Origin of the sequence: Bacillus sp. FSL K6-1338 (assembly GCF_038006965.1) — a bacterium.
GTDB lineage: Bacteria > Bacillota > Bacilli > Bacillales > Bacillaceae_G > Bacillus_A > Bacillus_A thuringiensis_S.
Genome location: NZ_JBBOWI010000001.1, coordinates 5,144,957 through 5,170,599, shown reverse-complemented (window position 1 = coordinate 5,170,599; position 25,643 = coordinate 5,144,957). Strand labels below are relative to the sequence as shown.

The following is a 25,643-nucleotide window of genomic DNA, read 5'->3' as shown; positions in this document are numbered from 1 at the left end:
GTGGAAAGCTTACCAGGTCAAGAGAGAATTTTTGTGAGAAGGGGAAAGTGAGATGACAAATATAAGAAAGATTGCTGAACTTGCTGGAGTATCTGTTTCAACTGTTTCACGTGTACTAAATAATCATCCGTACGTAAATGAACAGAAACGAAAAGAAATTTTAGCGATTATAGAAGAATTAAATTACACGCAAAACGTGAATGCAATTCATTTAGTGAAAGGAAAAACGAATGTAATTGGCGTTTTATTGCCACACGTAAATGATCAATATTATAGCGCTATTATTGAGGGGATATCAAAAGAAACGGCAAAGAATAATTATAATATGATGCTTTGCCAGACAAATTATAGCGAAGAAAGAGAACTAGAAATTTTAAATATGTTAAAAATGAAAAAGCTTGATGGGGTTATTATTTGTTCTCGGGCAAATAGTAAGGAGAAGCTTGAAGAATATACGAAATTCGGCCCGATTGTTATGTGTGAAGAAATAGATTCAAAATGCATTTCAAGTGTCCATATTGATTACTACAAAGTATTTTCACGTGGGATGAAAAGCTTAATAGATGCCGGTCATACAAGTATTGGATATTGTATTGGAAGAAGTAATAGCGTTAATAGCCAAAGACGAAAGAGGGCGTATGAAGATTCGCTTCAAAAGAGTATCGTAACACCGTTAGAGACCTGGAAATTTGAGGGGTGTTTTACAGTGGAAGATGGACGCAATGTAATTAGAGAATGGGCTCATATGTCAGTAAAACCGACGGCGTTCCTTGTATCTTGTAACCATATTGCAGCGGGGATGGTTACAGAAGCAAAAAAACAAGGAATTCGTATTCCAGAGGATATTACGATTATTGGGTGTGATGATCAAGAGGTGGCAGATATATTGGGTATAACGACGATTTCGCATTCTAGTAAAAACGTTGGATTGAAAGCGTTTGAATTATTATATGAAAAGATTAATGAAGAGAAATTAGATGTGAAGCATATAGAGTTATTACCAGAGTTAGTAGATAGAGAAACGACATAATTGAGAAGGTGTGAAAATCGCTTTTCAAAATTTCGTTTGGTATAATTATGGACAATCTATGAGGGCTAAAAGGGGTTTTGATATGAGATCAAAAGTAGTAAAAGTAATTCTACTCATTACAATTGCATCTTTCTGTTTATTTGCATATGGCTTTGTTTCAGGTGTAAATGATGTATTAAATCCGAAAGCTTCAAATTTAATTAAAAAGACCGATGTAGTGGCAAAAGAGAAAAAGAAAACGGGAACGTTACAAATCGTTAGTTTAGGTGATTCATTAACGCGTGGCGTTGGTGATAAAGAAGGAATTGGCTATGTTGGGCGAATGAAAGAGGATTTACAAAAAGATTATAAGCAAAAAATTGCATTAACAAATTTAGCAGTTAGTGGTGCAAAAATGCCCGATTTATTAAAACAAATTGAAAGTAATGGCGCTCAATATTTAATTAAGCAAGCAGATGTAATCGTGTTAACGATTGGTGGGAATGATTTGTTCCCAGGCTGGGAATCGCTTGGGAAGATAGATTTAGATACGTATCGTCCTGACACAGAAACGTTTCAAAATGAAGCAAAGAAAATTATAGAAGAAATTCGTAAATTAAATACAGATAGTCCAATTTTTTGGCTTGGTTTATACAATCCTTTTGAAGATGTAGAAGATTTAAAAGGGTCTTCAAACATTGTTGTGGACTGGAATGCATCTTTAGAGAAGTTAGCGCTAAACGATAAAAATGTGTATATTACACCGACATTTGATTTATTCCAAAACCGCGGAAAAGATTTATTATACTCTGATCATTTTCATCCGAACGAAGTAGGTTATACGTATATGGCAGAACGTTTAGTTCAAAATGTTGTAAGTAAATTAAAACTAGAACAAGGAGGGGTAAAATGACGACGATACTTTCCGTACGAGACTTGAAGAAGGTAATTGGAAAGAAGACTCTTGTAGAGGACATTTCCTTTGATGTAAAGCAAGGAGAAGTGTTCGGGTTCTTAGGACCAAATGGTGCTGGAAAGACGACTACCATTCGAATGTTAGTCGGATTGATTACGGCGACAGAAGGTACGATTTCTATCGGTGGTTATTCGATTAAGGACAATTTCAGAGAGGCGATGCGTCAAATTGGGAGTATCGTTGAAAACCCAGAGTTGTATACATATTTAACAGGATGGGAAAATTTAAAGCAATTTGCTCGTATGTTAGGTGATATATCAGATGAACGTATTATTGAAATTGCTGAAATGGTTCATTTAGATGAAAGAATTCATGACAAGGTAAAAACGTACTCACTTGGTATGAAACAACGCCTTGGAATTGCGCAGGCGCTCCTTGGGAATCCAAAATTGCTCATATTAGATGAGCCAACGAATGGTTTAGATCCAGCAGGGATTAGAGAACTTAGGGAATTTATACATAAGCTTGTAAAAGAAGAAAATATGAGCGTGTTTATTTCAAGTCACTTGCTAAGTGAAGTGCAAATGATATGCGATCGCGTTGCTATTATTCATAAAGGAAAGATGATAACAGTTGCCAAGGTTGAAGAATTAATTAAAACAGCAAGTGATCGTGTAGAATGGATTGTTACACCAATTTCTAAGGCGAAAGATATGTTAGAAGCAGCCGAAGAAGTAAGAGAAGTGAGTGTAGAAGGCGAGCGATTATTATGCCGCATGGATATTGCATCTATAAGTAGTTGGAATAAACACTTGGTAGAAAATGAAATAGATGTACATAGTGTTAAGGAGCTTGTATTTACGCTAGAAGATTTATTTATTGAACTCACAAGGGGTGAGCAGCATGCGTGAATTTGCGAATCTAGTTTTAAATGAATCAGAAAAGATTTACCGTAAGAAACGTATTTTTGTTGTTATGCTTATTTTAGCAATCTTAATCCCGCTTTTTGTGTATGCGCAGTATCGCGAAATAGAAACGACACAAAAAAGACTCGGTACAACTGATTGGAAGGTTTCATTGCAACAGCAAATTGTTGATTCTCAGAACCGGTTGAATAATTCTAGATTGCCAGAAGAATGGCGTGATTGGTTAAAGGTAAGAGTTGAACAACAACAATATTATTTAGATCATGATATTAATCCGATGGCGCCAGGTGCACCGACTTTTGTCAGAGCATTTATTGAACAAGGAATTACATTGTTTATTCCGCTTCTCGTAATGATTGTCGCCATTGATATCGTTTCTGGAGAACGAAGTGATGGGACGATGAAGATGTTACTTACGCGGCCGATTCGGCGCTGGAAAATACTCCTTAGTAAATACGTGACGATGTTATTTTTCATTTCGCTCATACTGCTCCTTGTAGGTTTGTTTGCTTACATATTATCAGGGCTTGTATTTGGATACTCGGGATGGAATTTACCTGTTTTAACAGGATTCGTCATTGATAAGGAAACGTTAAATACGAACTTTGTGCACCTTATTCCGCAGTGGCAATACATCTTAATGGCGTATGGACTAGCCTGGTTTGTTGCTATCGTTGTCGGAACTATATCATTTATGGTCTCTGTTTTAATTCGTAATACACCAGCTGGTATGGGCGTTATGCTAGCTGCATTAATTGCAGGCGGTATCTTAAGCTCATTCGCAACATCTTGGGAAGGCGCGAAATATATTTTTAGCGTGAATTTATCATTAACGGATTATTTATCAGGAAAATTACCTGCATTACAAGGCTTATCAATGGGATTTTCTTTGATGAATTTAACTGTTTGGGCAGTTGTTTCTCTTATTATTTCGTTCTTAGTATTTACAAAACAGGATATGTTGAATTAATTGGACAGGAAGTGAAAGCATGGAAAATGTTTTAAGAAATGATTGGGGACCATTACTGGCACCAGAATTTGAGAAAGAGTATTATCTTACTCTATCCAGTTTTTTGACAGAAGAATACAGCACGCATGTTGTTTATCCGAAGGTGGAAGATATTTTTAACGCTCTTCAGTATACAAGTTATGAAAATACAAAGGTTGTTATTTTAGGACAAGATCCGTATCATGGACCGAATCAAGCGCATGGTTTAAGCTTTTCTGTACAACCTGGTGTTAAAACACCACCATCATTGTTAAACATGTATAAAGAGCTTCGAGATGAATATGGTTATGAAATTCCGAATAACGGTTATTTAGTAAAATGGGCGGAGCAAGGAGTATTACTACTAAATACCGTATTAACAGTTCGTCAAAGTGAAGCAAATTCTCATAAGGGAAAAGGATGGGAGCACTTCACAGATCGTGTGATTCAACTGTTGAATGAACGTGAAAAGCCAGTTATTTTCATATTGTGGGGGCGCCATGCGCAGGCGAAGAAGAAGTTAATTACGAATCCGAATCATCATATTATCGAGTCTGTACATCCAAGTCCATTATCAGCAAGACGTGGTTTCTTTGGTAGTAAGCCATACTCTAAAGTAAATACGATTTTAGCTAATATGGGCGAAAGAGAAATTGATTGGGAAATTCCAAATTTATAAATAGAAAAGGTAGTTAACAGTCGTTAACTACCTTTTTATTATTATTGCTCGTTCTTTAATTTTGCATCTAGTACAAAAGTACCAAATGGGATAACTGATGAAACGAATGCTCCAAGTGCCCATAAAATTGATTTACGGTGTACGATTGTTACTTGAATTACTGCAAAGATGAATAGAATAAATAGAACACCATGAGCCATGCCTGTAATTTTAACAGCTGTTGCAAATCCTGCGAAATATTTCAATGGCATTGCTACAAATAATAGTAATAGGAAAGAAATACCCTCAACTAGTCCAATTGCTCTTAATCGTCCGATTGGTGTAGATAACATAAAGTAGCCTCCTTTAACGAATGCTTGTATATAGTAAATTTGTATTCTTTTTCAAAATAAAATAGTCTATTTTGTTTCATTATATACAAAAAGAAAGTTTACACTACGAGAATAGTGCAAAGTTCAAAATATAGTCACAAAAGCATGAGAATTTAAATAAAAACCTATTTGAAGTATTTGACTTCAAATAGGTTTTGTGAATGAAAATATTAAACAAGTACATCCGTTTTTAAAACAAATTTCTCTACAACTTTTGCAACACCATCGTTCATATTTGTATCTGTTACGTAATTTGCAATTTCTTTAATATCATCAGGTGCATTGCCCATTGCAACGCCAAGACCAGCAAATTCAATCATTGCTTGGTCGTTATAGCTATCGCCCATTGCGATAACTTCTTCACGCTTAATGCCAAGCTTTTGAATCAGTTTGTTTAAGCTCGTTCCTTTTGTAACACCGGCTTCAGTAAATTCTAAGAAGAATGGTTTCGAACGCATCACGCTTAATTGGCCTTCTAGTTGTTTTTGTAGTTTCTTTTCAACTTCAACAAGGCGTTCAGCTTCTTTATTCATTAATACTTTTACTACAGGCTCTTTAACTGCGGCTTTAAAGTCATCTACTACAACAATTGGCATACCAGTAATATCGCCCTCAATTTCAGTATAAGGATTATTTTCTTCCGTTACGATATCATCGCCCATATAAGTATGAAGCCATACATCTTCAGTTTTACTAATTTCAAATAGGTTGTGAACGATTTCAGGAGATAGTGTACTACTAAAGATTTCTTCGTTTGTTTTACAGTTAATAATTTTTGCGCCATTAAAAGATAGAATGAAACTGCCGTATTCTTCTAAGCGAAGTTCTTTGGCTACATTGCGCATACCAAACGTTGGACGTCCAGAAGCAAGTACAACCTTTACCCCTTGCTCTTGTGCAGTCATTAACGCTTCTTTCGTACGAGGTGAAATAGTATGGTCATCACGTAATAAAGTATCATCTAAATCTAAAACAATCATTTTATAAGTCATATAGAAAATTCCTTTCTTTAATTGAAATCAAAATACATGTTCATGAAGATGTTGAGGAATAATAGTAAGACATCAAACCTCTTTGAAAAGAAGTAGATAAATCATTATGAGTGTGTTGCTCATAATATCGGTTAATAATCATTGGGGATGGATAAAACCCCAATGATTCAAGTTTGATTTTATCGTAACAACTCTAAAGGTAGAGTGCAATAATGGAAGTTTTCCAATTTACGATATTTGTTTTGCTGTGGAACGAGAAAATAGTATTTCTAGCAAAATGGCCATTACAGATCCAAGAACGAGACCGTTACTTAAAAACGATGCTAGAAATGGTGGAAGTGTGGAATATGCTCCTGCTGGAACAAACATAACTCCGACTCCTGTGAAGATTGAAAGACCGGCTACTTTAAATAATCGTTCTTTATCCTGGACAGTTTCGTATTCTCGAAAGGCAAGGCCAATCATGCTTGCGAATACAGGATAAATAGCGGCATAACCAACTGCAACAGGGATTGCTGCAAAGAATGAAGTGATCTTTGGAAATATACTAACGACAATAATAAAGCTTGACCCTAATATAAACGGGAGACGTTTATAAATATTAGTCGTTGCAATAAAACCTGCTGATCCAGAAATAGCGACAGGCCCAATAGCTGAAAATAGGCCGCCTAGCAATTGGTTGATTCCTGTTATAATGCCAGCTTGTTTAAAACGATCTGGTGCTGCATTCTTTTCATACTTAGAGACAATCCTTTGCACAACACGAATACTTGCTAACATATTTGTTAGAAGTAATAGTGTAACGAAAACGACCGTAATTGCCATGTTCCATTCAATACGAGGCATTCCGAAAACAAATAGAGACGGAAAACGGATTATATCTGTCACAGGCGTTACTGGATTTGATAACCCGAAGCATGCGAATAATATCCAGCCGCATACGATACTGAAAAGAACAGAATATTGTCCAATAATAGGTAGCTTCATGATGAAAAAGGATAGTAAAATAACAATGAGTGAAAGAATAAATACGTTAGGTTGTACTTCTGTATGTTTTCCATCAAGGCCAAACATTCCCTTTAAGAAGGAGCCACTAAGCTGCGCAACAAGAAGAAATAAATATGTTCCAATGACTGTCGGTGTAAAATAGCGAACGAGTTTATCAATAAGTCCAAAAGCGCTAAGAATAATACAAATAATACCGCTTAATAGGAAAGCATATTGAAGAACTTTAAGTGTCTCATTGTTTGATCCAAATAATACGACGCCTAAACTTGCGTAAAGGGAGAAAATTCCCCACCAAAGTCCAGCAGGACCTTCTTGAATAGGAAGTTTATGCCCAAATATAGCTTGCAAGAGACCAGCAAAGCCTAGAACAAATAATGTTCTTTGTACGAATGCGATAGCTTCAGCGCCATCAAGACCATAACTAGTTGCGACACTAATTGGTACAATAAGGCTTCCAGCTAAAATAAATAGTGCCCATTGTAAGGCGGAAAGAAATGTCTTCATTATATCAACCTCTTTCATAGATTCCGTATCTAGTATATACGTATTTTATTTCCACTGGCAAAGATTGTAGATAGAGAAAAGAGTTGAAATACGGTATGAATGCACGTAAGCAATTATGGATCGCAGTTATATGTATGACTTTTGTTGTAATTCTAGGAACGATAGGATTTATGACAATTGAAGAGATTAGTTTGTTTCAAGCATTTTGGATGACGATGATTACTGTATTGACTGTTGGATACGGAGATGCTGTTCCTGTAACGCAAGCGGGGAAAGTATTTGCGCTCCTTATTATTCCTGTTGGCGTAGGTATTGTTACGTATGCAATTGGGGTAGTGGCAGCTATGATTATTGAAGGGAATTTATTTCATGCAGTGCGGAGGAAGAAGATGGATAAACAAATAGCGCAGTTGAAAAATCATATTATAGTATGTGGTTGCGGTAGAGTGGGGCTTCAAGTTGTACATGAATTGCAAGAAAAGAAAATTCCATTTGTTGTTGTCGATAAAGATGAAAGTGTATTAGAGAAGGGAAAGCTTTTGTATATACATGGAGATGCGACGGAGGATCAAGTTTTACATCATGCTGGAATTTCAAAAGCGGCTGGTTTAGTTGCTATCGTAGCAAATGATGCTGAAAATGTATTTATTACATTAACAGCAAGAGGATTAAACGATGCAATTAAAATTGTGGCGAGATCTGAAAAGCCAGAAACTGAAGAGAAATTAAGGCGTGCGGGTGCAAATAAAGTTATTAATCCATCCAGTATGGCAGGAATTCATATTGCAAAAGGTATTGCGAATCCATTAACAGTTCATTATATTGATACAGTGCTGTATGGGATAGAACAGTCATTTGTCATTGAAGAAATTTTAGTTGGAAAAGATTCAATATTAGTTGGTAAATCGTTACTAGAGAGTGATGTGAGGAATCAGTTTGATGTAACGATATTAGCGATTTTGAGAAATGGGGATATTATACATAATCCAACGGGGCAGGAAAAACTGCAAGAACATGATATGATAATAGTATTTGGTTTAGTAGAGAAGCTGAAGCAATTTGAGAAAGAACTACAAAGTACGAGGTGATAAGGAATGCAAATATCGAGCGATAAGATTTTAAATAAAATGGCGAATGAAATTGCAAAGGCAAAAAGTAGTGAAGGACAAAAATCAAAAGATCATTTATTAGTTGTGCGTGCTTTATGCGATTTACTATTAGATGAACAGGTTGAATCTTCTACGTATAGGGAGCCGCAAATTCAATCGCAAGTAATTGGATCGCAGCCTATAAAGACAGTTCAACCAGTTATGCCAGTTTCTGGAGAACCTGTGTATATTAAAGAAGAAGGTGCAAATGGTAATTCTTTATTTGATTTTTAAGGATTAAATCGTTTGGCTTATATGAAAAAATTGCTTATGATAAAAGTAAAAAAGGGGAATTAAGATGAAAATTTTCTTTTTACTAGGTTGTATTGCAGCGGGGCTATCTGTTGCGTTAGGAGCCTTTGGAGCACACGGTTTAGAAAATAAAATTTCTGCGAAAATGTTAGAAGTTTGGAAAACAGGTGTTACATATCAAATGTTTCATGCAGGTGGACTATTCGTAGTTGCTTTATTGATGGATAAGGTTCAATCATCACTTTTAACTACTGCTGGTTGGCTTATGGTAGCTGGGATTATTATGTTTTCAGGCAGTTTGTATGCATTAAGTACGACAGGTATTAAGTTCTTTGGCCCAATTACGCCTCTTGGTGGCGTAGCGTTTATTGTAGCATGGATTTTAGTCGGAACTGCAGTTGTAAAAGGTTTATAAAAAAACAAAAGCTGGCATATGCCAGCTTTTTTTATGGTCTTGGAGCATAAGTTGCTTGTTGACTAGGTAAGTACGTAATTTCTTCGGGGAATTCCACATAATCTAAGTAAATCATTAATAGTAAAAAACGTTTCCCTGATTGTGGCTCACTAATTACAATATGATCGCGACCAGCTGCTTCGATAATACCTGTATACGATTGGGTACCGAGTGAGCTACCACGTTCATAAGTCATTACAACCGTAGCTTGCTTACCCTTGTTTAAACGAAGGATATTTTCAATATAGGATTGTTCTAATGGTAACATGCCTTGAGAAACGGCATATTGAGCTTGCGCCGCTTGTTGTTGCATTGCTTGCTGTTGTTGCTGTTGTTGTGGAGTCATTTGCTGCGGTTGTACATAAGTTCCAGATGGTTGATAAAATCCAGTTCCGTAATACGGGTTTTGTTGCTGTGCCATTCAAAAATCCCTCCTTATTATCAATCCTTAATAAACGCTAGGACAATCTTCGCCAGATGGCTGGAAGAAGCAGTGCTTTTTGAAGCGACCAGAGTTTTGTTGATTATACCAAGTTGACGGACAAGGGCCTTCAGGTCTAAAAAACCATAAGGAAAAATTTGCAGGCCAAAAGCGTTGTCCCTGAATCGTTCGCCTTGCTAAAGCAATATCTTGTTCCCTTGCACGTTGATAAAAATACCCTTTTTGTGTTGCCTCAAAACCACCAGGATTTTGATACACCATTTGACGTAAATTACGTATTTTTTTAAAATCTAAACAATTTCCACGGACACGATTTACCCCAACGTTCCCGACCATCAACATCCCCTGTTGTCCTTCTCCTTCGGCTTCAGCACGCATCAGTCTAGCTAATAACTTTACATCTTCTTCGTTATAAGCAATAACGCCCATTATGTGTCACCTCTCTTTTTGGAATACCTTGTGGAAAGAGGTTTATCCCGCATTAACGGGCAGTAAGACTCCCACCTTAAAATTGGGCTGGAGCAAAGAAGGTGGGTGGGAGATCAAACTGCCCGTAAAAGCCCGATTAGTTCAACTAATAATCAGTGGGAATGAACAAAACCCCCACTGATTAAAGTTTCACTTTATCTCTAGATGAAGTGTGTAACAATTACTAGTTCATACGTATGAGGAAAAGGACTCAGATATGACAACCAAACGAAGTTTTACATGGAGAGAAGAAAATAAAAAAAGCTAGCGTGAGCTAGCTTTTCATCATTATTAAAATACTTTAGACCATAAGTTTGAGAAGAAATCTCCAATAGAGCGCATTGATAATACAAACCAATTTGCTTTTTCAACTTCTTCTGTCGTTTTTGCAGTAGCTTTCATACTTTTACTACCGTCTAAGAAACCATATTTATCAGTTGATTCTAAAGTAATTGAGCCTACTTTGGTATCTTTCTTAACAGGAGCAACTAAATGTCCATCTTCAGCAAGGGATTTATCTAATTCAGTCCCAATTTTATAAGGCTCTTTGCTACCTTTTTTCGCAATTACTGTTATTTCTTTTTCGGGTGCAACAGTTACTTGGTCTTCTTTCCCTTTTACTACAGAGATTGTATTGTTTTTATTAACTTTTAATTTTTGTTTTTCAAAGTTATTAAATCCATGTTCGATTAATTCACGAGATTCTGTGAAGCGTTCATCCATTGATTTTGTTTTAATAATAACCGAGATAAGACGAACATCACCACGTTTCGCTGTAATAGTGAACCCATATCCAGCGGTATCAGAACTACCAGTTTTTAAACCGTCCGTTCCATCATAAGAGAAGGCAGCGCCTGGTAACATCCAGTTCCAGTTTTCCATACGAATTGGTTTTGGATGATTGTCTGGGAAGTTTCTAAATCTTTGTTTTGTATCCTCTAGCATTTCTGGATACTTTGTAATAATCGTTTTTGCAAGAATACCCATATCGCGAGCTGACATGGAGTTTTCTCCGGTCGGATCTGTTCCTTCAGGATGTTTTCCTTTTAAATCAGCATTATTTAACCCGGTAGAGTTTACAAATTTATATTTCTTTAACCCTAGCTTTTTTGCATGTTCATTTGCAAGATTTAAGAAGTTTTTCTCACTTCCTGCAAGAAGTTCTGCTAAAGCAATACTAGATCCATTTGCAGAGAATATAACAATAGAATGATATAATTCTCTTACAGTATATTGACGTCCTTTCTCGAACGGTACATTAGAGAATTCATTATTACGAGAGACTTCATAAGCGTAATCAGAAATATTTACTTTCGTATCCCAAGTGATTTTTCCTTCTTTAATTGCTTCTAAAACAGCGTAAACAACAATTAATTTTGACATACTAGCAATAGCTAGCAATTCATCTGGATTTTGCTCGTGAAGTATTTTTCCTGTATCTGCATCAAATAAAAGTGCAGCAGCAGCCTCAATATGTATTTTTTCTTCCGCATGGGATGTTGTTACTCCTAAGGAAGAAATTGACAATACAAGCAATAGTAAAATAGACAAGATTTTTTTCATATAGATTATCACCTTCGCATCGTTATTTAGCATATAGCTCGTATCATTTTAGCATAAATTTGGATATAGAAAGGTTACAATTTTGTAAGGTATTTGAAAGAGATTTGTCGATTTTTGTTCAAATTTGCGGAGAAAAGCAGTTTTTTGAGGAGAAATATGGAGGGTAATAAAAAAAGGAACGAATTTCGTTCCTTTTTTTACGATTTTATATGTGTAAAAATTTCTCTACCTTGTCGTCTGGTAAAATGTTTCCAACGAAAAATGTTCCGAATTCACCATAACGAGCACTTACTTCATCGAAGCGCATTTCATATATAAGTTTTTTAAATTGAAGAACATCGTCAGCGAATAATGTTACGCCCCACTCAAAATCGTCGAATCCAACTGACCCTGAAATAACTTGGCGTACTTTACCTGCGTATTGACGACCAATTTTACTATGACTGTACATCATTTTTTTACGCTCTTCCATAGGAAGCATGTACCAGTTGTCATCACCTTGGCGACGCTTATCCATTGGATAGAAGCAAATGTGATTTGCTTTTGGTAGTTCTGGATATAAGCGAGCTAAGATTTGTGGGTTTTGATATGGATCTTCATCAGCTGGAAGGTAGTTGCTTAGTTCAACAACAGATACGTAAGAGTATGCAGGAACCATATATTCAGCTAATGTTGTTTTATTCAATTCTGTCTCAATTTCATTTAACTCTTCCATTGTTGGACGTAAAATCATAAGCATAATATCAGCTTTTTGGCCAACAACTGTATACATTGCATGACTACCTTTTTTCGCAGTAGATACTTCGTTCCATTTTTCAACGACATTTAAAAATTCAGACACAGCTTGTCCGCGTTCGTCGCTAGATAATGTTTTCCATGCAGCCCAATCAATAGAACGTAAATCATGTAAACAATACCAGCCATCTAACGTTGTTGTTGCTTCACTCATTCTATTCACCTCAGTTAATGATAGTTTTACACGTTAACTATAGCATATATAGTTTTAAAATCATCTATATAAAGCTTTGGCGCATAAAATTGTCACATTTAAATTTACTTGAAAATAGGAGGAGATAAGGATTAAAGGGGATTTATTTTTAGGCTGAATTTTATGAAAATATAATCATTTTCATTTTATCTATTTTTTGGGAGCTATAAGTTTAAAATATAGAAGAAAAGCAGTATTCTTAAAGATAGAGTTTTTTTAACATATGTAGGAGGGTTTATTCGTGAGCAACTTATTTACAACAGTAAAAGAAAAAGTTCAAGGAAAAGGCATTTCTATCGTACTTCCTGAAGGAACTGATGAAAGAATTTTAGGCGCTGCAGAGCGTTTAGCAAAAGAAGAGTTAGTAAAACCAATCTTAGTTGGTAATAAGGAAGAAATTAGCGCAAAAGCTGCTAGCATGAATTTAACATTAGCAGGCGTTGATATTTATGACCCAGCTACATATGAAGAAATGGATGCAATGGTAGCATCTTTCGTTGAACGCCGTAAAGGTAAAGCAACTGAAGAAGACGCTCGCAAAATCCTTAAAGACGAAAACTACTTCGGTACAATGCTTGTATACATGGGCAAAGCACACGGTTTAGTAAGTGGTGCAGCTCACTCTACAGCTGATACAGTTCGTCCAGCACTTCAAATCATTAAAACAAAACCAGGCGTTACAAAAACTTCTGGCGTATTCATCATGGTACGTGAAGAAGAGAAATATGTATTCGCTGATTGCGCAATTAACATTGCACCAAACAGCCAAGATTTAGCTGAAATTGGTATCGAGAGTGCAAAAACTGCTGAATTATTCGGTATTGACCCACGCGTTGCTATGTTAAGCTTCTCTACAAAAGGTTCTGCGAAATCTCCAGAAACAGAAAAAGTTGTAGAAGCAACTCGCATTGCAAAAGAAATGGCTCCTGAATTAACTTTAGATGGAGAATTCCAATTCGATGCTGCATTCGTACCATCTGTAGCTGAGAAAAAAGCTCCAGGTTCTACAATTAAAGGTGATGCTAACGTATTCGTATTCCCAAGCTTAGAAGCTGGTAATATCGGTTACAAAATCGCTCAACGTTTAGGTAACTTCGAAGCAGTAGGACCAATCTTACAAGGTTTAAACATGCCTGTAAATGACCTATCTCGTGGATGTAACGAAGAAGAAGTGTACAAGTTAGCTTTAATTACAGCAGCTCAAGCACTTTAATTCTATAATGAATTGAAATAAAGACCGTCGCTATAATAGCGACGGTCTTTATTTTTCTAAGCCAAGTGCTTTATTGTTACGATCAATAATCCGTTGTAAATTCGTCTCATATAAAGGTATTTCATCTATTGTTAATTGAGATGGTGTTAACTTCGGAGCGAATTGCTGCAATGTTTTTAAAAGGCGCATCATTAAATCTTGTACTGTAATGGTTTCGCCAAGTAATTCTGAAAGTGAAGCCATCGTACTCGGTACAATTTCAGGATACGTAAAGCGTGTTTCTTCTCCTTGAATGGCTAGGTTATAGAAATCACGAACGAGTGCGGCACGCTCAGAGCCACTTCCTGTAGCACAAAGATAAATTTGGACAGCGACACCCCCGCGAATACGGCGCTGTGAAATGCCAGCGAATTTTTGATCGCGAATACTTAAGTCATAGCTACCAGGACAGTAAGAACCTACAATTTCTTTTGCCTCGATAGTAACGTCGTAATCCTTTAACATCTCCTTAATTAAATGCCACATCGTATCGTATCCAAGATCAATATCGATACCTTTTTCTGTTTCTTGGAATAAAAGTGATACGTTTAAAACACCTTCATCAAGCACGACTGCAAGCCCGCCAGAATTACGAACAATAACATTGAAGTTGTTCTTTTTTAACAAGGAAATGCCTTCTTCTAAGTGTGGTAGGCGTGAATCTTGAATGCCAAGAACAATTGTATTGTGATGAACCCAAGAACGCATTGTTGCAGCTGATTGACCATTTCCAATGCTTGTGCACAGTGTGTCATCCATTGCGAATGACTGCAATGCATGGAATGTTGGTCCCAAACTAGATTGATCTACAATACGCCACTCTGGCTGAGATAAAATGGAACGGGAATTGCTCATATAACTAACCCCTTATCTTTAAAATGACAATCTCTATTATAGCAAAAAAATGAAGAATAGAGTTTTCTCATATATAAAGGGGAAGTTTAGATGTGAAAGAATAAAAAGGATGCATTATATGCATCCTTTTTATTCTGCAATTTTTTCTAAATTACCGTTTCGATCCATTCGGAAAGATGTTTGAGAACGTTCTTCGTCATCCATGACTGCCAACTTACGAGCTCGGTTCATAATGTTCATAAGTGTTTCGTAATCTTCTTGTACAGTATGAGATTGCTTTTCTAATTTTTCTAGTTTCTTTTCTAGTTCTTCATTTCGAAGGATTTGTGCTTTAATTTCTTGTTTCAATCTCGTATTCTCGTTTTCAAGAGCTGTTACTTTTATATTTGAGGATCCAACTGTTTGTAAGAAATAAATAACATCTTGCATTGTCATAGAGCTTTTTGCAACAGGAACGGTAGATTCTTGATATGGAATAGCTTCTTTATATTGTACAATTGATTCCTCTTGTACGAATTCTTCATAATCAGTTATCGAATCTGAAGCTGGTGGTGTATAAAGTAAACGTTTTTTCGCTTGCTCACCGCTTGCAGCGCGCATTTTATCTTTACGATGTTTTTTTGCTAGTTGAAGAGCTTGTTCATAGCTATAGCGAACGACAGCATTCCAGCGGAAACCACAAGCAGCGGATGTACGATTTAACTGATCCCCTACTTCCTCAAATGCATTTAATTGCGTACTTCCTTCTCGAACATGACGAAGTACCGTTTCAGCAAGTAATAAATCATCCTCATCTGTCCAAGCATCTTGTCTTACTTTCATAGATTCAACTCCCTTTCTTTTTATGAACTTCCTATTTTTATAATGGGCAAAAAAATAAACTTTTATACAAAGCCTTTAAAAATATGGTAGATTTCGATGAAAGGTAAAAATTTTCCCATGAATGGTGAGCGCTTCTGTAGGAGAGCATATAAATATGTAGCATTATGTAGAGAATAGGCCCTGTAGGGAAACTTGCAACGAGCTTCAAAGAACGGTAAAATACCATTTAGTGTTTATTTTTAAATGTACTTGAGAAAAGTTTAAAATAGAGGAAGTGTTATATAATGGGAAACGAATTTCGCGTGTGCGATGACTGTCAGGCAACGAACGTTAAAACGTTAGTTCCGAAGTTAAAAAAAGTAGATTCATGTGCAACGATTGAAGTTGGATGTCAGTCTTACTGTGGTCCTGGTCGTAAAAAATCATTCGCATTTGTAAATAACCGTCCAGTTGCGGCTCCAACAGAAGATGAGTTAATCGTAAAAATTGAAGCAAAGTTAAATAAGTAAGAAAAAGAAGAGTGAAAAGATTACTCTTCTTTTTTATGCCCATAAGAGGAACGATTTATTCTGCGAAAGTGCTCTTGTGTGGACGAACGTTTTCTAAAGGATGGATATAACTTTTGTATTAAAGTTCTAATTTATATAAATTTGTATTTCAAAATAATGGTTGACAGTCTTTTAAAGCGATAGGTAGAATAGAAGTGTCTGATTCTGAGAATCATTATCAGGAAAATAACAATTCACCTAATTTTTTTATTACTATTTGAGAATAAATTTCATTTTAATAAATATATGTTGTTGGTTAGGATGGTTGAGGGATGGAAGCGAGCGCAAGCAGTATAGAACAGCAAGAAGAGAATGTTAAAGAGATTAAGAGCAGACCGCTCATTGCTTCTATTATTTTAGTAGCGGGTACAGTTTTGTTAGCTTTAAGCATGGCAGTTTCTATTTCTTTTGGGGCTGCAGATATTAGTTTAAAGACTGTATGGCAAGCTGTATTTCAGTTTGATGGATCTATTACACATCATAACGTAATTCAAGAGCTTCGCATGCCTAGAGCAATAGGGGGCGTAGTTGCAGGTGCCTTTTTAGCGGTATCAGGAGCAATTATGCAAGGCATGACGCGAAATCCACTTGCTTCACCATCGTTAATGGGGATTACAGATGGTGCAGTATTTGGAATTGCAATTATGTATGCATTTTTTCCTAATTCACCTTATTTGATGTTTGTTATTGCATCTTTTATTGGAGCTGCGTTTGGTGCAAGCATTGTATATGGAATTGGGTCTTCTTCACCAGGTGGATTAACACCTGTGAAATTAGCTTTAGCAGGTGCAGCTATTAGTGCTTTATTAGGGGCAATTTCATCTGGAATTGCATTGTATTTTAATCTTGCTCAAGAGGTGAGCATGTGGAATGCAGGCGGAGTTGCTGGAGTGAAATGGCAAAGTATTAATATGTTAGTGCCAATTGGCCTTGTTTGTCTTTTTATCGCAATTATGATGTCGAGATATATTACAATTTTGAGCTTCGGTGAAGAAATTGCGATTGGACTTGGTCAAAATACGACATTAATTAAATTTATCGGAACAGTACTTGTTCTTGTTTTAACGGGTTCCGCAGTTTCCATGGCAGGATCAGTTGGATTTGTTGGTCTTGTAATCCCGCATATGACTCGTTTCCTTGTAGGCTCGGACTATAGATGGGTTATTCCATGTTCTGCGGTCTTAGGCGGGCTGTTAATTGAATGTGCAGATATGTTATCTCGCGTTATTAACCCGCCATTTGAAACGCCAATTGGAGCAATTACAGCGCTAATTGGGGTTCCATTCTTCCTCTACTTAGCACGTAATGAAGGGAGAGGAAAGATGTGAGGACGAGTGTCTTAACAAAAAAGAACATTTCTATATTAACGATTTTAGTAGGACTAATCGTTTCTATATTTCTTATTAGTTTAAATACAGGAACTTTTAAAATACCGCCAATGGACGTATTAAAGTCATTGGTTGGAATAGGGGCTGAAGATCAGTCTGTTATTTTATTTGAATTCCGCATGCCGCGTATGGTGATTGCTATACTAGTCGGATCTGCTTTAGCGATGTCAGGTGCGATTTTGCAAGGATTATCACGAAATCCACTTGCTGATCCAGGTATTATCGGTATTAACGCTGGAGCGGGATTAACAGTTGTTATATTCGTCTACTTTTTCTTTGGAAAAGTTGGGACTGGTACATTTTTATCTGTATTTATCCTTCCATTCTTCGCGTTGGTTGGTGCAATATTAGCGGCGGTTATTATTTATTTACTAGCATGGAAAGACGGCGTTTCATCAACGAGATTAATACTAGTTGGTATCGCTGTTGCAGCCGGGTTTGGTGCTGTTAGTTTAATTTTTTCTATGAAGATGACATCTAACGATTTTCGTTTTGCTACGATTTGGTTAGCAGGAAGTCTATGGGGCACAGATTGGAAGTTCGTGCTAAGTGTACTTCCATGGATGGTTATTTTCTTGCCACTTGCTATTAGTAAGGCGCACATATTAAATGTAATGAACCTAGGCGATTCTACAGCAGTTGGTCTTGGTTTAAATGTAGAAAAGGAAAGACGTAAATTATTATTTATTGCAGTTTGCTTAGCTGGTGCATCTGTCGCTGTTGCCGGAGGAATTGGTTTTATCGGTTTAATGGCTCCGCATTTAGCGAGGCGCCTTGTTGGTGGTAAACATCAAATTATGCTGCCTACTGCTGCACTAATAGGGACGTTTTTACTCTTATTCGCAGACGTAATTTCAAGAAGCGTGTTAACAACTTCAGAAATACCGGTCGGTCTTGTTATTTCTGTAATTGGTGCACCATATTTCATATACTTACTTATGAGGACAAAATAAAGGGAGGCTTTTTGTATGGCAACTTTAGCAGTTGATGCGGTATCTGTTGGCTATAATGAAGGGTTAATTATTGATGGATTAACAGTTGAAATTCCGGAAGGGAAAATTACAACAATTATTGGACCAAATGGTTGTGGGAAGTCCACATTATTAAAAACGGCTTCTCGTATTTTGAAGGCGAAAAAAGGTACTGTTTATCTTGACGGAAAAGCAATCGAGAAACAACCAACAAAAGAAATCGCAAAGAAAATGGCGATTTTACCACAGACTGCAGAAGTGCCAACTGGCCTTACTGTGTTTGAACTTGTTTCATATGGACGTTTTCCTCATCAAAAAGGATTTGGAACGTTGAAAGAAGAGGATTATCGTTACATTCATTGGGCACTTGAAGTGACGGGAATGACAGAATTCGCAAATCGTTCAGCAGAGGCGTTATCAGGCGGGCAACGTCAACGTGTATGGATTGCGATGGCCCTTGCACAAGGAACAGAATTACTTGTATTGGATGAACCAACAACGTACTTAGATATGGCTCATCAATTAGAAGTATTAAACTTATTGAAAAAATTAAATGAAGAAGAAGGTAGAACGATTGTTATGGTTATCCATGACTTAAACCACGCTTCTCGTTTCTCAGATCATATGATTGCATTAAAAGCAGGTAAGTTAATGAAACAAGGAACGCCAGATGAAGTTATGACAAGTGAAACACTTCGCAGTGTATTTGAGATTGAAGCTCAAATCGTTCCTTGTCCAGTAAACTGTAAGCCAATTTGTTTAACATATGATTTAGCGATGATTAGTAATCAATTGCGTAAAAAAGCATAAGTAGAACCCCCTCGTGAAGAGGGGGGACTTCTAATGGACGTTGAGCTTCTTATATAAGGATGGGAAGTTGAACGCCCGTTAGAATGGGTTATTAACAACAATTAATAAATATATATAAATTAATTGTTATATTTGTTTCTTATAGTTCATTGTAACTTATAAGATAAATACAGCTAGAAGGAGTGGGAACATGAAGAATTTTAAAATGGCACTATTAGCAATGGTACTAGTTGTGACTTCTGTACTATTTGCAGCTTGTTCTAACAAAGAAGAAGAAAAGAAAGCAGATGCAAAGACTGAAGAGCGCACTGTAAAACATGCAAAAGGGGAAATTAAAATTCCTGCAAATCCAAAGAAAATTGCTGACCTTAGTGGTTCAACAGAAGAATTATTAATTTTCGGTATGAAACCGGTTATTACTGCTAATACATCTCAAGAAAAAATTGATGCACATATTGAAAAGAAACTAAAAGACGTTAAACCAGTTGGTTCTGCTTGGGGCGATAAAATTAACATCGAAGCAGTAGCTGCTGCAAAACCAGATTTAATTCTTGTAAATAATCGTCAAGAAAAGATTTATGATCAATTATCTAAAATTGCACCAACAGTTATGTTAAACACTCCATTAGATCAATGGCGTCCAAAATTCCAAGAAGTAGGTCAAATCTTCGGTAAAGAAAAAGAAACAAAAGAATGGTTCAAAAAGTATGATGAAAAAGCAAGCAAATTACATGACAAAATCGTCGCTAAAACTGGTGAAGCAACATTTATGAAAATGGCTGCATATCCAAATGCTTTCCGCGTATACGGTGACTACGGTTACGGTAGCGTAATCTTTAATGATTTAAAACTACCAGCAGTTAAAGGTACACCAACTGATAAACCGTTAGTACAAGTACAAAAAGAAGCTTTAATCGATTACAACCCAGATTACTTATTCGTATTTACAACTGGTGACGGTTCTCAGCGCTTAAAAGAATTCCAAGAAGAATCAATTTGGAAAAACATGAACGCTGTTAAAAACAACCACGTATTTACAATTAAAAATGAAGACTTAAACAAAGGTTACTTCCCACTAGGGAAAGATATGATCTTAGACGAAGTTGCTGAATTCGTTTTAGGTAAATAATGTATAAAGGAAATCACTTTTACTTCGGTAAAGGTGATTTTTTCTTTTTATAAAGGGAATTAATACAGTCTTTCATTTCTTTCTGTTTCTCATTTCGTTTATAATATAAAGTAAGAATGTAGTAAAGAAAGGGGGATGTCGGAAAGTGGTATATTTAAACGACAAACTCAGCGAAACAAAAGTGTTTAAAGACCCAGTACATAAATATGTGCACGTGCGTGATCGTGTTATTTGGGATTTAATCGGAACGAAAGAATTTCAACGCTTGCGCCGTATTAAGCAGCTTGGAACGACATTTTTTACATTTCACGGTGCAGAGCATAGTCGCTTTACTCATTCGTTAGGTGTATACGAAATTATTCGTCGTATGATTGATGATGTGTTTGATGGCAGACCAAATTGGAATGCTGAAGATAGATTGTTATGTTTATGTGCGGCATTACTTCATGATGTCGGCCACGGCCCATTTTCTCACTCGTTTGAAAAAGTATTTTCATTAGATCATGAGAAATTTACGCAAAAGATTATCGTTGGCAATACGGAGATTAATGATGTATTAAGTCGTGTTGATAAGGAGTTTCCACAAAAGGTAGCAGATGTAATTGCAAAAACGTCTACTAATAAATTAGCGATTAGTATGATTTCGAGTCAAATTGATGCGGATCGTATGGATTATTTATTAAGAGATGCTTATTTTACAGGCGTAAAGTACGGAAACTTCGATATGGAACGTATACTGCGTGTAATGCGTCCGTATGGGAATCAAGTAGTCATTAAAAATAGTGGTATGCATGCTGTTGAGCATTACATTATGAGTCGTTATCAAATGTATTGGCAAGTATATTTCCATCCGGTAACGCGAAGTGCAGAAGTTATTTTAACGAAGATTTTACACCGTGCGAAATCACTGCACGAGAAGTATTACACATTTAAAAATCATCCTGTTCATTTCTATTCTTTATTTGAAGAAGAAGTAACAGTAGAGGATTATTTAAAGTTAGACGAGAACGTTATGTATTACTACTTCCAAGTATGGCAGGAAGAAGAAGATCCAATTTTAAGCGATTTATGTCGCCGTTTTATGAATCGAAATCTATTTAAATATGTAGAGTTTACAGATAAACACGGTTTAGATAATTGGATGGAGTTAAGTAGTTTATTTAAAAAGATTGGACTTGATCCGGAGTATTATTTAGTAGTTGATTCAACATCGGACTTACCGTATGACTTTTATCGTGCAGGAGAAGAAGAAGAGCGTCTGCCAATCCTGCTTCTTATGCCAAACGGAGAGCTTAGAGAGCTTTCACGTGAATCGGATATTGTTGAGGCGATTACAGGTAAGAAAAGAACGGATCAAAAGTTATTCTATCCACATGATTTAATCTATGAAGATGGAAGAAAAGGAAAATATAAAGAGAGAATTATTGAGTTGTTAGAAGGAAAGAAATAAGAAGCAGCTAATGGCTACTTCTTATGAAAAAACTTGAAATTATTTGTCGCTTAAGCGTTTTCCGCCAACTGCATAATGGTTTTTAGACATTTCTTCGATGAAAACAACGATGTTTTCTTCAGGAGCACCAGTTGTTTCGCTTACTGCTGCTGTTACTTTCTCAGCAAGAGCTTTCTTTTGTTCTTCTGTGCGTCCTTCTAGCATTTTCACTGTTACGTATGGCATGTACAATCGCTCCTTTTATGTAAGTTACACTCTTATTATAGCGGATTATGGGGAAGAACAATCGAAAAAACAAATAATTTCTTTTTTTGACATATGGAAGAGGAGATGAAGTATGGATCAGTTATTTAGATATCCATTGCACGAAATTCCGTTGGTAGCAATGGCGATTATTATTGCATTATCCGTTCATGAATTTGCACATGCATATGTTGCATATAAATTTGGGGACGATACAGCAAAGAGACAAGGGCGTTTAACGTTATCACCGATGGCTCATTTAGACCCTATCGGTTTGATTGCAGTATTAATTCTTGGATTCGGTTGGGCAAGACCGGTTCCTGTTAACCCATATAACTTTAAAAGACCGCGTCTTGCAGGCATATTAGTTTCAATTGCAGGGCCGATTAGTAACTTAATTTTAAGTGCAATTGGTTTAATTATTTGGTATAGCTTATTAAAATTTGGTGTATTATACTCAATTCCATCTGCAGTAGCAGATACGTTAGCTCAATTTTTCCAGATTTTTATTATGCTGAATATCGTTTTACTTGTATTTAACTTATTACCGATCCCACCACTTGATGGGTATCGCGTAGTGGAAGATTTAGCACCAGCAAATATTCGCGCGAAAATGACACAGTATGAAAAATACGGGGCAATTGCGTTATTAATTCTCGTTATTACACCGCTTAGTAATTACACAATTCAACCTATTTTTCAGGTAGTTATTCCGCATGTATTTGTATTTTTAGATAGCATCATTGCGCCTATTTTTGGCCTTTTATAATTTTTAAGTGAGGAGGATTTTACATATGACAGAGAAAAAGAAAAAAATCGGTTTTAATATCGTGAAAAATGATTCAACAGATGGACATGGTGGATTTGGTGTTGGGGCATTAAGCTTAGAAAACATTTCACCTGTATTTGTTGATGTACTAGAGAAGACTGCATTCGTTGATATCGGTGCGATGCATGCGCGTAGTACAGTAGAAAAAGGTATTAAGTTTTTAACAAATAAAGATGAAGTTCCAAACGGAAAACCATTTTGGCTTGTTTGGGTAACGATTGAAAGAACTGCGACAGGTGCGTATTACGCAGGTGTAACAGCTTGTGAAATGACAGTTGACCGTGAGATTCGCCGCGGATATAAATCACTTCCAGAACACGTAAACAAAATGGATAAATCAATGAAGCGTCACATTATGGTTGACCATATGGATGAATCATCTAAAAAAGTACTTGGTACGTTCTTGAAAGAACATAATGAAGCGATTTGGAACGAATCTGGTGAAGAATTGCGCCGTGCATTATTAAGTGAATAAAAAATAGCTGACGGATGCCCGTCAGCTATTTTTTTTACCAAGGAAGATATTTTTTCCACCAACTTGTTTTTTTCTTTTCTTCAGTCGTTTTTTCAAATTCTTCTTTATCATCGACGTGATCCATACAATATTCAGTCGGTTCGGTACCTTTAGCGAAGTACATTTTCACAGAAATAGGACAATTTTTTGTAGCAATTTTACCGTTCTCTGGGTTGATATTAACCGCTACGACGTCACCTGGTTGTTTAAATTCTTTTTTTGGCTGTCCATCTAAGCCTTTCTCCATCGTATCAGTCCATATTTTCTTCGCATATCCTTGTTCTGCTACGTTTGAAATAGATTTAGGTTGATCGTATCCGACCCATACACCAGTTACGATTTGCGGAGTAAATCCGATCATCCAACTATCCGTTTCAGTAGAACCAGATTTTCCGGCATATGTTCTTGATAATTTTGATAACATCGATTGGCCAGTTACAGCAGCATAACTGCTTAGTTTCTTATTAAACATACCAGTCATCATTTCTTCCATTACAAACGCTTTGCTCTTGTCGAGAACTTGTTTACTCTCTAAATGAGCATCGTATAATATATTTCCTTCATGATCCATAATGCGGCGAATGAAAGTAGGTTTTACTTCTTTTCCACCGTTTGCGAACATGCTATAAGCGTTGACCATTTCAATTGGTTTTACTGGTGATGTACCGAGAGCTAGAGAAGGCACATCTTTTAATGCACTTGTAATTCCAAATTGTTTCGCTGTTTTTGCAAGCGCGTCATCTCCTAAAAATAAATTCGTTTTCACAGCATATATGTTATCAGAGACTGCGAGAGCTTGTGCCATCGTTACGAAATCATCGGCATAATAATCTTTATAGTTCTTCGGTTTATACTTTGAAACACCGTCACCTAAGGTGAATACAGTATATTCGCTTTTTAAGCGCGTAGCAGGTGTGAATCCTCGTTCTAATGCCGCATAATATAGAAATGGCTTAAATGTAGAACCAGGCTGACGGATGGCTTGTGTAGCCCTGTTAAATTGACTCGTAGTATAATCAGTTCCGCCAACAAGAGCAGCCACTTCACCTGTCGTTGGATTCATAGAGACGAGAGCAGTTTGTATGTTTGTTGTGTCAGGTATATGATCTTTTACAGCTTGTTCTGCTACAGCTTGTAGTTTAGGGTCTAGCGTTGTATAAATTCGCAAGCCACCTCGTTGTAAAGCTTGTTCGTCTAATCCAACATCACGAAGAAGTGAAGCTTGTACAGCATCTTGGAAATATGGTGCGACCTCTGCTACTTTTTTCGTATCTAATGAGGCAAAAGTTAGTGGCTCTTTCTTCGCTAAGGCTGCTTGTTGCTTCGTAATATATCCTTGTTCTACCATTTCATCTAATATGAGGGCTTGTCGTCCTTTAGCACGATCCTCTTTCAAAAAGGGAGAATAGACACTTGGTCCTTTTGGGATACCTGCGAGCATACTAGCTTCTGCTAATGTTAACTCTTTTGCTGTTTTATCGAAATATAGACGGGACGCAGCTTCGATGCCATAAGCGCCATGTCCGTAATAAATTGTATTTAAATATCCTTCTAAAATATGATTTTTATTATAGTTTACTTCAAGGCGGACAGTGTACATTGCCTCTAATAATTTCCGTTTCCACGTTTTATCATGATCTAAATACAGATTACGCGCGTATTGTTGTGTAATTGTACTAGCTCCTTGTACCTTTGCCATTGCTTTTAAATCAGCAACAATTGCACCTGCAATCCGTTTTAAATCGAAGCCGTGATGTTTATAAAATCTTTGATCTTCAATAGAAAGGGTCGCTTCTTTTACATAAGGTGAAATTTCATTAAGAGAGACATTGTAACGTTTTTGAATTTCGTTACTTTGTCCAATAACGGTATCATCGTTTGCGTAAAAGACGCTTGTTTGCGGGACCGCAACAGGAGGAGGTCCCATAATTTTTGCAACTATAATAATAACAAAAAAAGAAAAAACGAAGAAAAGGACGCAAGAAAACATTGCGGTGAAGAAAAGACGTTTATATTTTTTAAGTTTTGGATTCATAGTTTGATCCATCTTTTTTCAGCCCCTCATTAATACAAGCGTTATTGTATTAGTATTGAGGGTTTTCGTTTATTTTAAACAATGAAATT

General features: G+C 36.4%; 28 protein-coding genes. 17 read left to right on the top strand and 11 right to left on the bottom strand.

The features are described 5' to 3' along the window. The first annotated feature begins 52 nt into the window (after positions 1–52). From NZ044_RS26605 to NZ044_RS26585, 5 genes are read left to right on the top strand one after another with little or no spacing between them, the layout of a single operon-like run. The gene (locus NZ044_RS26605) at positions 53–1,030 is read left to right on the top strand and encodes a LacI family DNA-binding transcriptional regulator (protein ID WP_000181962.1); all 978 of its coding nucleotides are present in this window, start codon (positions 53–55) and stop codon (positions 1,028–1,030) included. A 10-nt stretch (positions 1,031–1,040) separates the two neighbouring features. Further along, complete coding sequence (locus NZ044_RS26600) at positions 1,041–1,922, top strand: SGNH/GDSL hydrolase family protein (RefSeq protein ID WP_118961598.1); 882 nt, start codon at positions 1,041–1,043, stop codon at positions 1,920–1,922. After that, on the top strand, positions 1,919–2,836 hold the full coding sequence (locus NZ044_RS26595; RefSeq protein ID WP_000207706.1) for an ABC transporter ATP-binding protein: 918 nt from the start codon (positions 1,919–1,921) through the stop codon (positions 2,834–2,836). Before NZ044_RS26600 ends, NZ044_RS26595 begins: the two co-directional genes overlap by 4 nt. Then, positions 2,829–3,821 (top strand): ABC transporter permease subunit, encoded by a 993-nt coding sequence (locus NZ044_RS26590; protein ID WP_001206482.1) that lies wholly within the window; start codon positions 2,829–2,831, stop codon positions 3,819–3,821. Before NZ044_RS26595 ends, NZ044_RS26590 begins: the two co-directional genes overlap by 8 nt. Positions 3,822–3,840: 19 nt before the next feature. Then, a complete protein-coding gene (locus NZ044_RS26585; RefSeq protein WP_000432545.1) occupies positions 3,841–4,518 on the top strand; it encodes a uracil-DNA glycosylase in 678 nt (225 codons plus the stop codon). Between the two features lie 41 nt (positions 4,519–4,559). Here the strand turns inward: NZ044_RS26585 and NZ044_RS26580 are convergent, their stop codons facing one another. The 3 genes from NZ044_RS26580 to NZ044_RS26570 form a co-directional block, all read right to left on the bottom strand. Then, complete coding sequence (locus tag NZ044_RS26580; RefSeq protein ID WP_000953395.1) at positions 4,560–4,850, bottom strand: DUF3817 domain-containing protein; 291 nt, start codon at positions 4,848–4,850, stop codon at positions 4,560–4,562. A gap of 209 nt (positions 4,851–5,059) precedes the next feature. After that, on the bottom strand, positions 5,060–5,881 hold the full coding sequence (locus NZ044_RS26575) for a Cof-type HAD-IIB family hydrolase (RefSeq protein WP_000221388.1): 822 nt from the start codon (positions 5,879–5,881) through the stop codon (positions 5,060–5,062). A 228-nt stretch (positions 5,882–6,109) separates the two neighbouring features. After that, entirely contained in the window at positions 6,110–7,393 is a 1,284-nt protein-coding gene (locus NZ044_RS26570; protein ID WP_000847020.1) for a purine/pyrimidine permease, read from the bottom strand. A gap of 95 nt (positions 7,394–7,488) precedes the next feature. On the opposite strand from NZ044_RS26570, the gene NZ044_RS26565 reads away from it, so the two are divergent. The 3 genes from NZ044_RS26565 (at position 7,489) to NZ044_RS26555 (ending at position 9,208) form a co-directional block, all read left to right on the top strand. Further along, complete coding sequence (locus NZ044_RS26565; protein WP_000993978.1) at positions 7,489–8,481, top strand: potassium channel family protein; 993 nt, start codon at positions 7,489–7,491, stop codon at positions 8,479–8,481. A gap of 6 nt (positions 8,482–8,487) precedes the next feature. Next, positions 8,488–8,775, top strand: coding sequence for a YwdI family protein (locus NZ044_RS26560; protein WP_001167339.1), 288 nt, complete (start codon positions 8,488–8,490; stop codon positions 8,773–8,775). A gap of 64 nt (positions 8,776–8,839) precedes the next feature. Then, a complete protein-coding gene (locus tag NZ044_RS26555) occupies positions 8,840–9,208 on the top strand; it encodes a DUF423 domain-containing protein (protein ID WP_000688315.1) in 369 nt (122 codons plus the stop codon). Positions 9,209–9,239: 31 nt separating this feature from the next. On the opposite strand, the gene gerQ is transcribed toward NZ044_RS26555, so the two are convergent. The 4 genes from gerQ to hemQ all read right to left on the bottom strand — a co-directional run bounded on the left by gerQ (position 9,240) and on the right by hemQ (position 12,669). After that, a complete protein-coding gene (gene gerQ, locus NZ044_RS26550; RefSeq protein WP_000068647.1) occupies positions 9,240–9,668 on the bottom strand; it encodes a spore coat protein GerQ in 429 nt (142 codons plus the stop codon). 27 nt (positions 9,669–9,695) lie between these two features. Next, positions 9,696–10,118 (bottom strand): cell wall hydrolase CwlJ, encoded by a 423-nt coding sequence (gene cwlJ / locus NZ044_RS26545; protein ID WP_000538164.1) that lies wholly within the window; start codon positions 10,116–10,118, stop codon positions 9,696–9,698. A 330-nt stretch (positions 10,119–10,448) separates the two neighbouring features. Next, positions 10,449–11,720, bottom strand: coding sequence for a serine hydrolase (locus NZ044_RS26540; protein ID WP_000722876.1), 1,272 nt, complete (start codon positions 11,718–11,720; stop codon positions 10,449–10,451). 205 nt (positions 11,721–11,925) lie between these two features. After that, the gene (gene hemQ / locus NZ044_RS26535) at positions 11,926–12,669 is read right to left on the bottom strand and encodes a hydrogen peroxide-dependent heme synthase (RefSeq protein WP_001287601.1); all 744 of its coding nucleotides are present in this window, start codon (positions 12,667–12,669) and stop codon (positions 11,926–11,928) included. 280 nt (positions 12,670–12,949) lie between these two features. On the opposite strand from hemQ, the gene pta reads away from it, so the two are divergent. Beyond that, a complete protein-coding gene (gene pta, locus NZ044_RS26530; RefSeq protein ID WP_000067215.1) occupies positions 12,950–13,921 on the top strand; it encodes a phosphate acetyltransferase in 972 nt (323 codons plus the stop codon). Positions 13,922–13,969: 48 nt separating this feature from the next. Here pta and NZ044_RS26525 read toward each other — a convergent pair whose 3' ends face one another. Both NZ044_RS26525 and NZ044_RS26520 read right to left on the bottom strand, forming a co-directional pair. Continuing rightward, positions 13,970–14,815 (bottom strand): lipoate--protein ligase family protein, encoded by an 846-nt coding sequence (locus NZ044_RS26525; protein WP_000071959.1) that lies wholly within the window; start codon positions 14,813–14,815, stop codon positions 13,970–13,972. Positions 14,816–14,944: 129 nt separating this feature from the next. After that, a complete protein-coding gene (locus tag NZ044_RS26520) occupies positions 14,945–15,637 on the bottom strand; it encodes an RsfA family transcriptional regulator (protein ID WP_000868355.1) in 693 nt (230 codons plus the stop codon). Positions 15,638–15,921: 284 nt separating this feature from the next. On the opposite strand from NZ044_RS26520, the gene NZ044_RS26515 reads away from it, so the two are divergent. The 6 genes from NZ044_RS26515 (at position 15,922) to NZ044_RS26490 (ending at position 21,933) form a co-directional block, all read left to right on the top strand. Beyond that, positions 15,922–16,146: a DUF1450 domain-containing protein gene (locus NZ044_RS26515; RefSeq protein WP_000526079.1), complete on the top strand. Its 225-nt coding sequence runs from the start codon at positions 15,922–15,924 to the stop codon at positions 16,144–16,146. 311 nt (positions 16,147–16,457) lie between these two features. Then, on the top strand, positions 16,458–17,513 hold the full coding sequence (locus NZ044_RS26510) for a FecCD family ABC transporter permease (protein WP_000388296.1): 1,056 nt from the start codon (positions 16,458–16,460) through the stop codon (positions 17,511–17,513). Beyond that, the gene (locus NZ044_RS26505) at positions 17,510–18,526 is read left to right on the top strand and encodes a FecCD family ABC transporter permease (protein ID WP_001260753.1); all 1,017 of its coding nucleotides are present in this window, start codon (positions 17,510–17,512) and stop codon (positions 18,524–18,526) included. Before NZ044_RS26510 ends, NZ044_RS26505 begins: the two co-directional genes overlap by 4 nt. A 15-nt stretch (positions 18,527–18,541) precedes the next feature. Next, a complete protein-coding gene (locus NZ044_RS26500) occupies positions 18,542–19,354 on the top strand; it encodes an ABC transporter ATP-binding protein (RefSeq protein ID WP_000212066.1) in 813 nt (270 codons plus the stop codon). Between the two features lie 190 nt (positions 19,355–19,544). Further along, entirely contained in the window at positions 19,545–20,483 is a 939-nt protein-coding gene (locus NZ044_RS26495; protein WP_000787726.1) for an ABC transporter substrate-binding protein, read from the top strand. Positions 20,484–20,628: 145 nt separating this feature from the next. After that, positions 20,629–21,933, top strand: coding sequence for an HD domain-containing protein (locus tag NZ044_RS26490; RefSeq protein ID WP_000262742.1), 1,305 nt, complete (start codon positions 20,629–20,631; stop codon positions 21,931–21,933). A gap of 39 nt (positions 21,934–21,972) precedes the next feature. Here NZ044_RS26490 and NZ044_RS26485 read toward each other — a convergent pair whose 3' ends face one another. Then, entirely contained in the window at positions 21,973–22,158 is a 186-nt protein-coding gene (locus tag NZ044_RS26485; RefSeq protein ID WP_001147171.1) for a 2-hydroxymuconate tautomerase, read from the bottom strand. Positions 22,159–22,270: 112 nt separating this feature from the next. Between NZ044_RS26485 and NZ044_RS26480 the strand changes: the two genes are divergently transcribed. Further along, complete coding sequence (locus tag NZ044_RS26480) at positions 22,271–22,945, top strand: site-2 protease family protein (RefSeq protein WP_000372445.1); 675 nt, start codon at positions 22,271–22,273, stop codon at positions 22,943–22,945. A 25-nt stretch (positions 22,946–22,970) separates the two neighbouring features. Then, positions 22,971–23,480: a YwhD family protein gene (locus NZ044_RS26475; RefSeq protein ID WP_000136681.1), complete on the top strand. Its 510-nt coding sequence runs from the start codon at positions 22,971–22,973 to the stop codon at positions 23,478–23,480. A gap of 34 nt (positions 23,481–23,514) precedes the next feature. Here NZ044_RS26475 and NZ044_RS26470 read toward each other — a convergent pair whose 3' ends face one another. Then, complete coding sequence (locus NZ044_RS26470; protein WP_000372951.1) at positions 23,515–25,566, bottom strand: transglycosylase domain-containing protein; 2,052 nt, start codon at positions 25,564–25,566, stop codon at positions 23,515–23,517. Positions 25,567–25,643 lie beyond the last annotated feature (77 nt).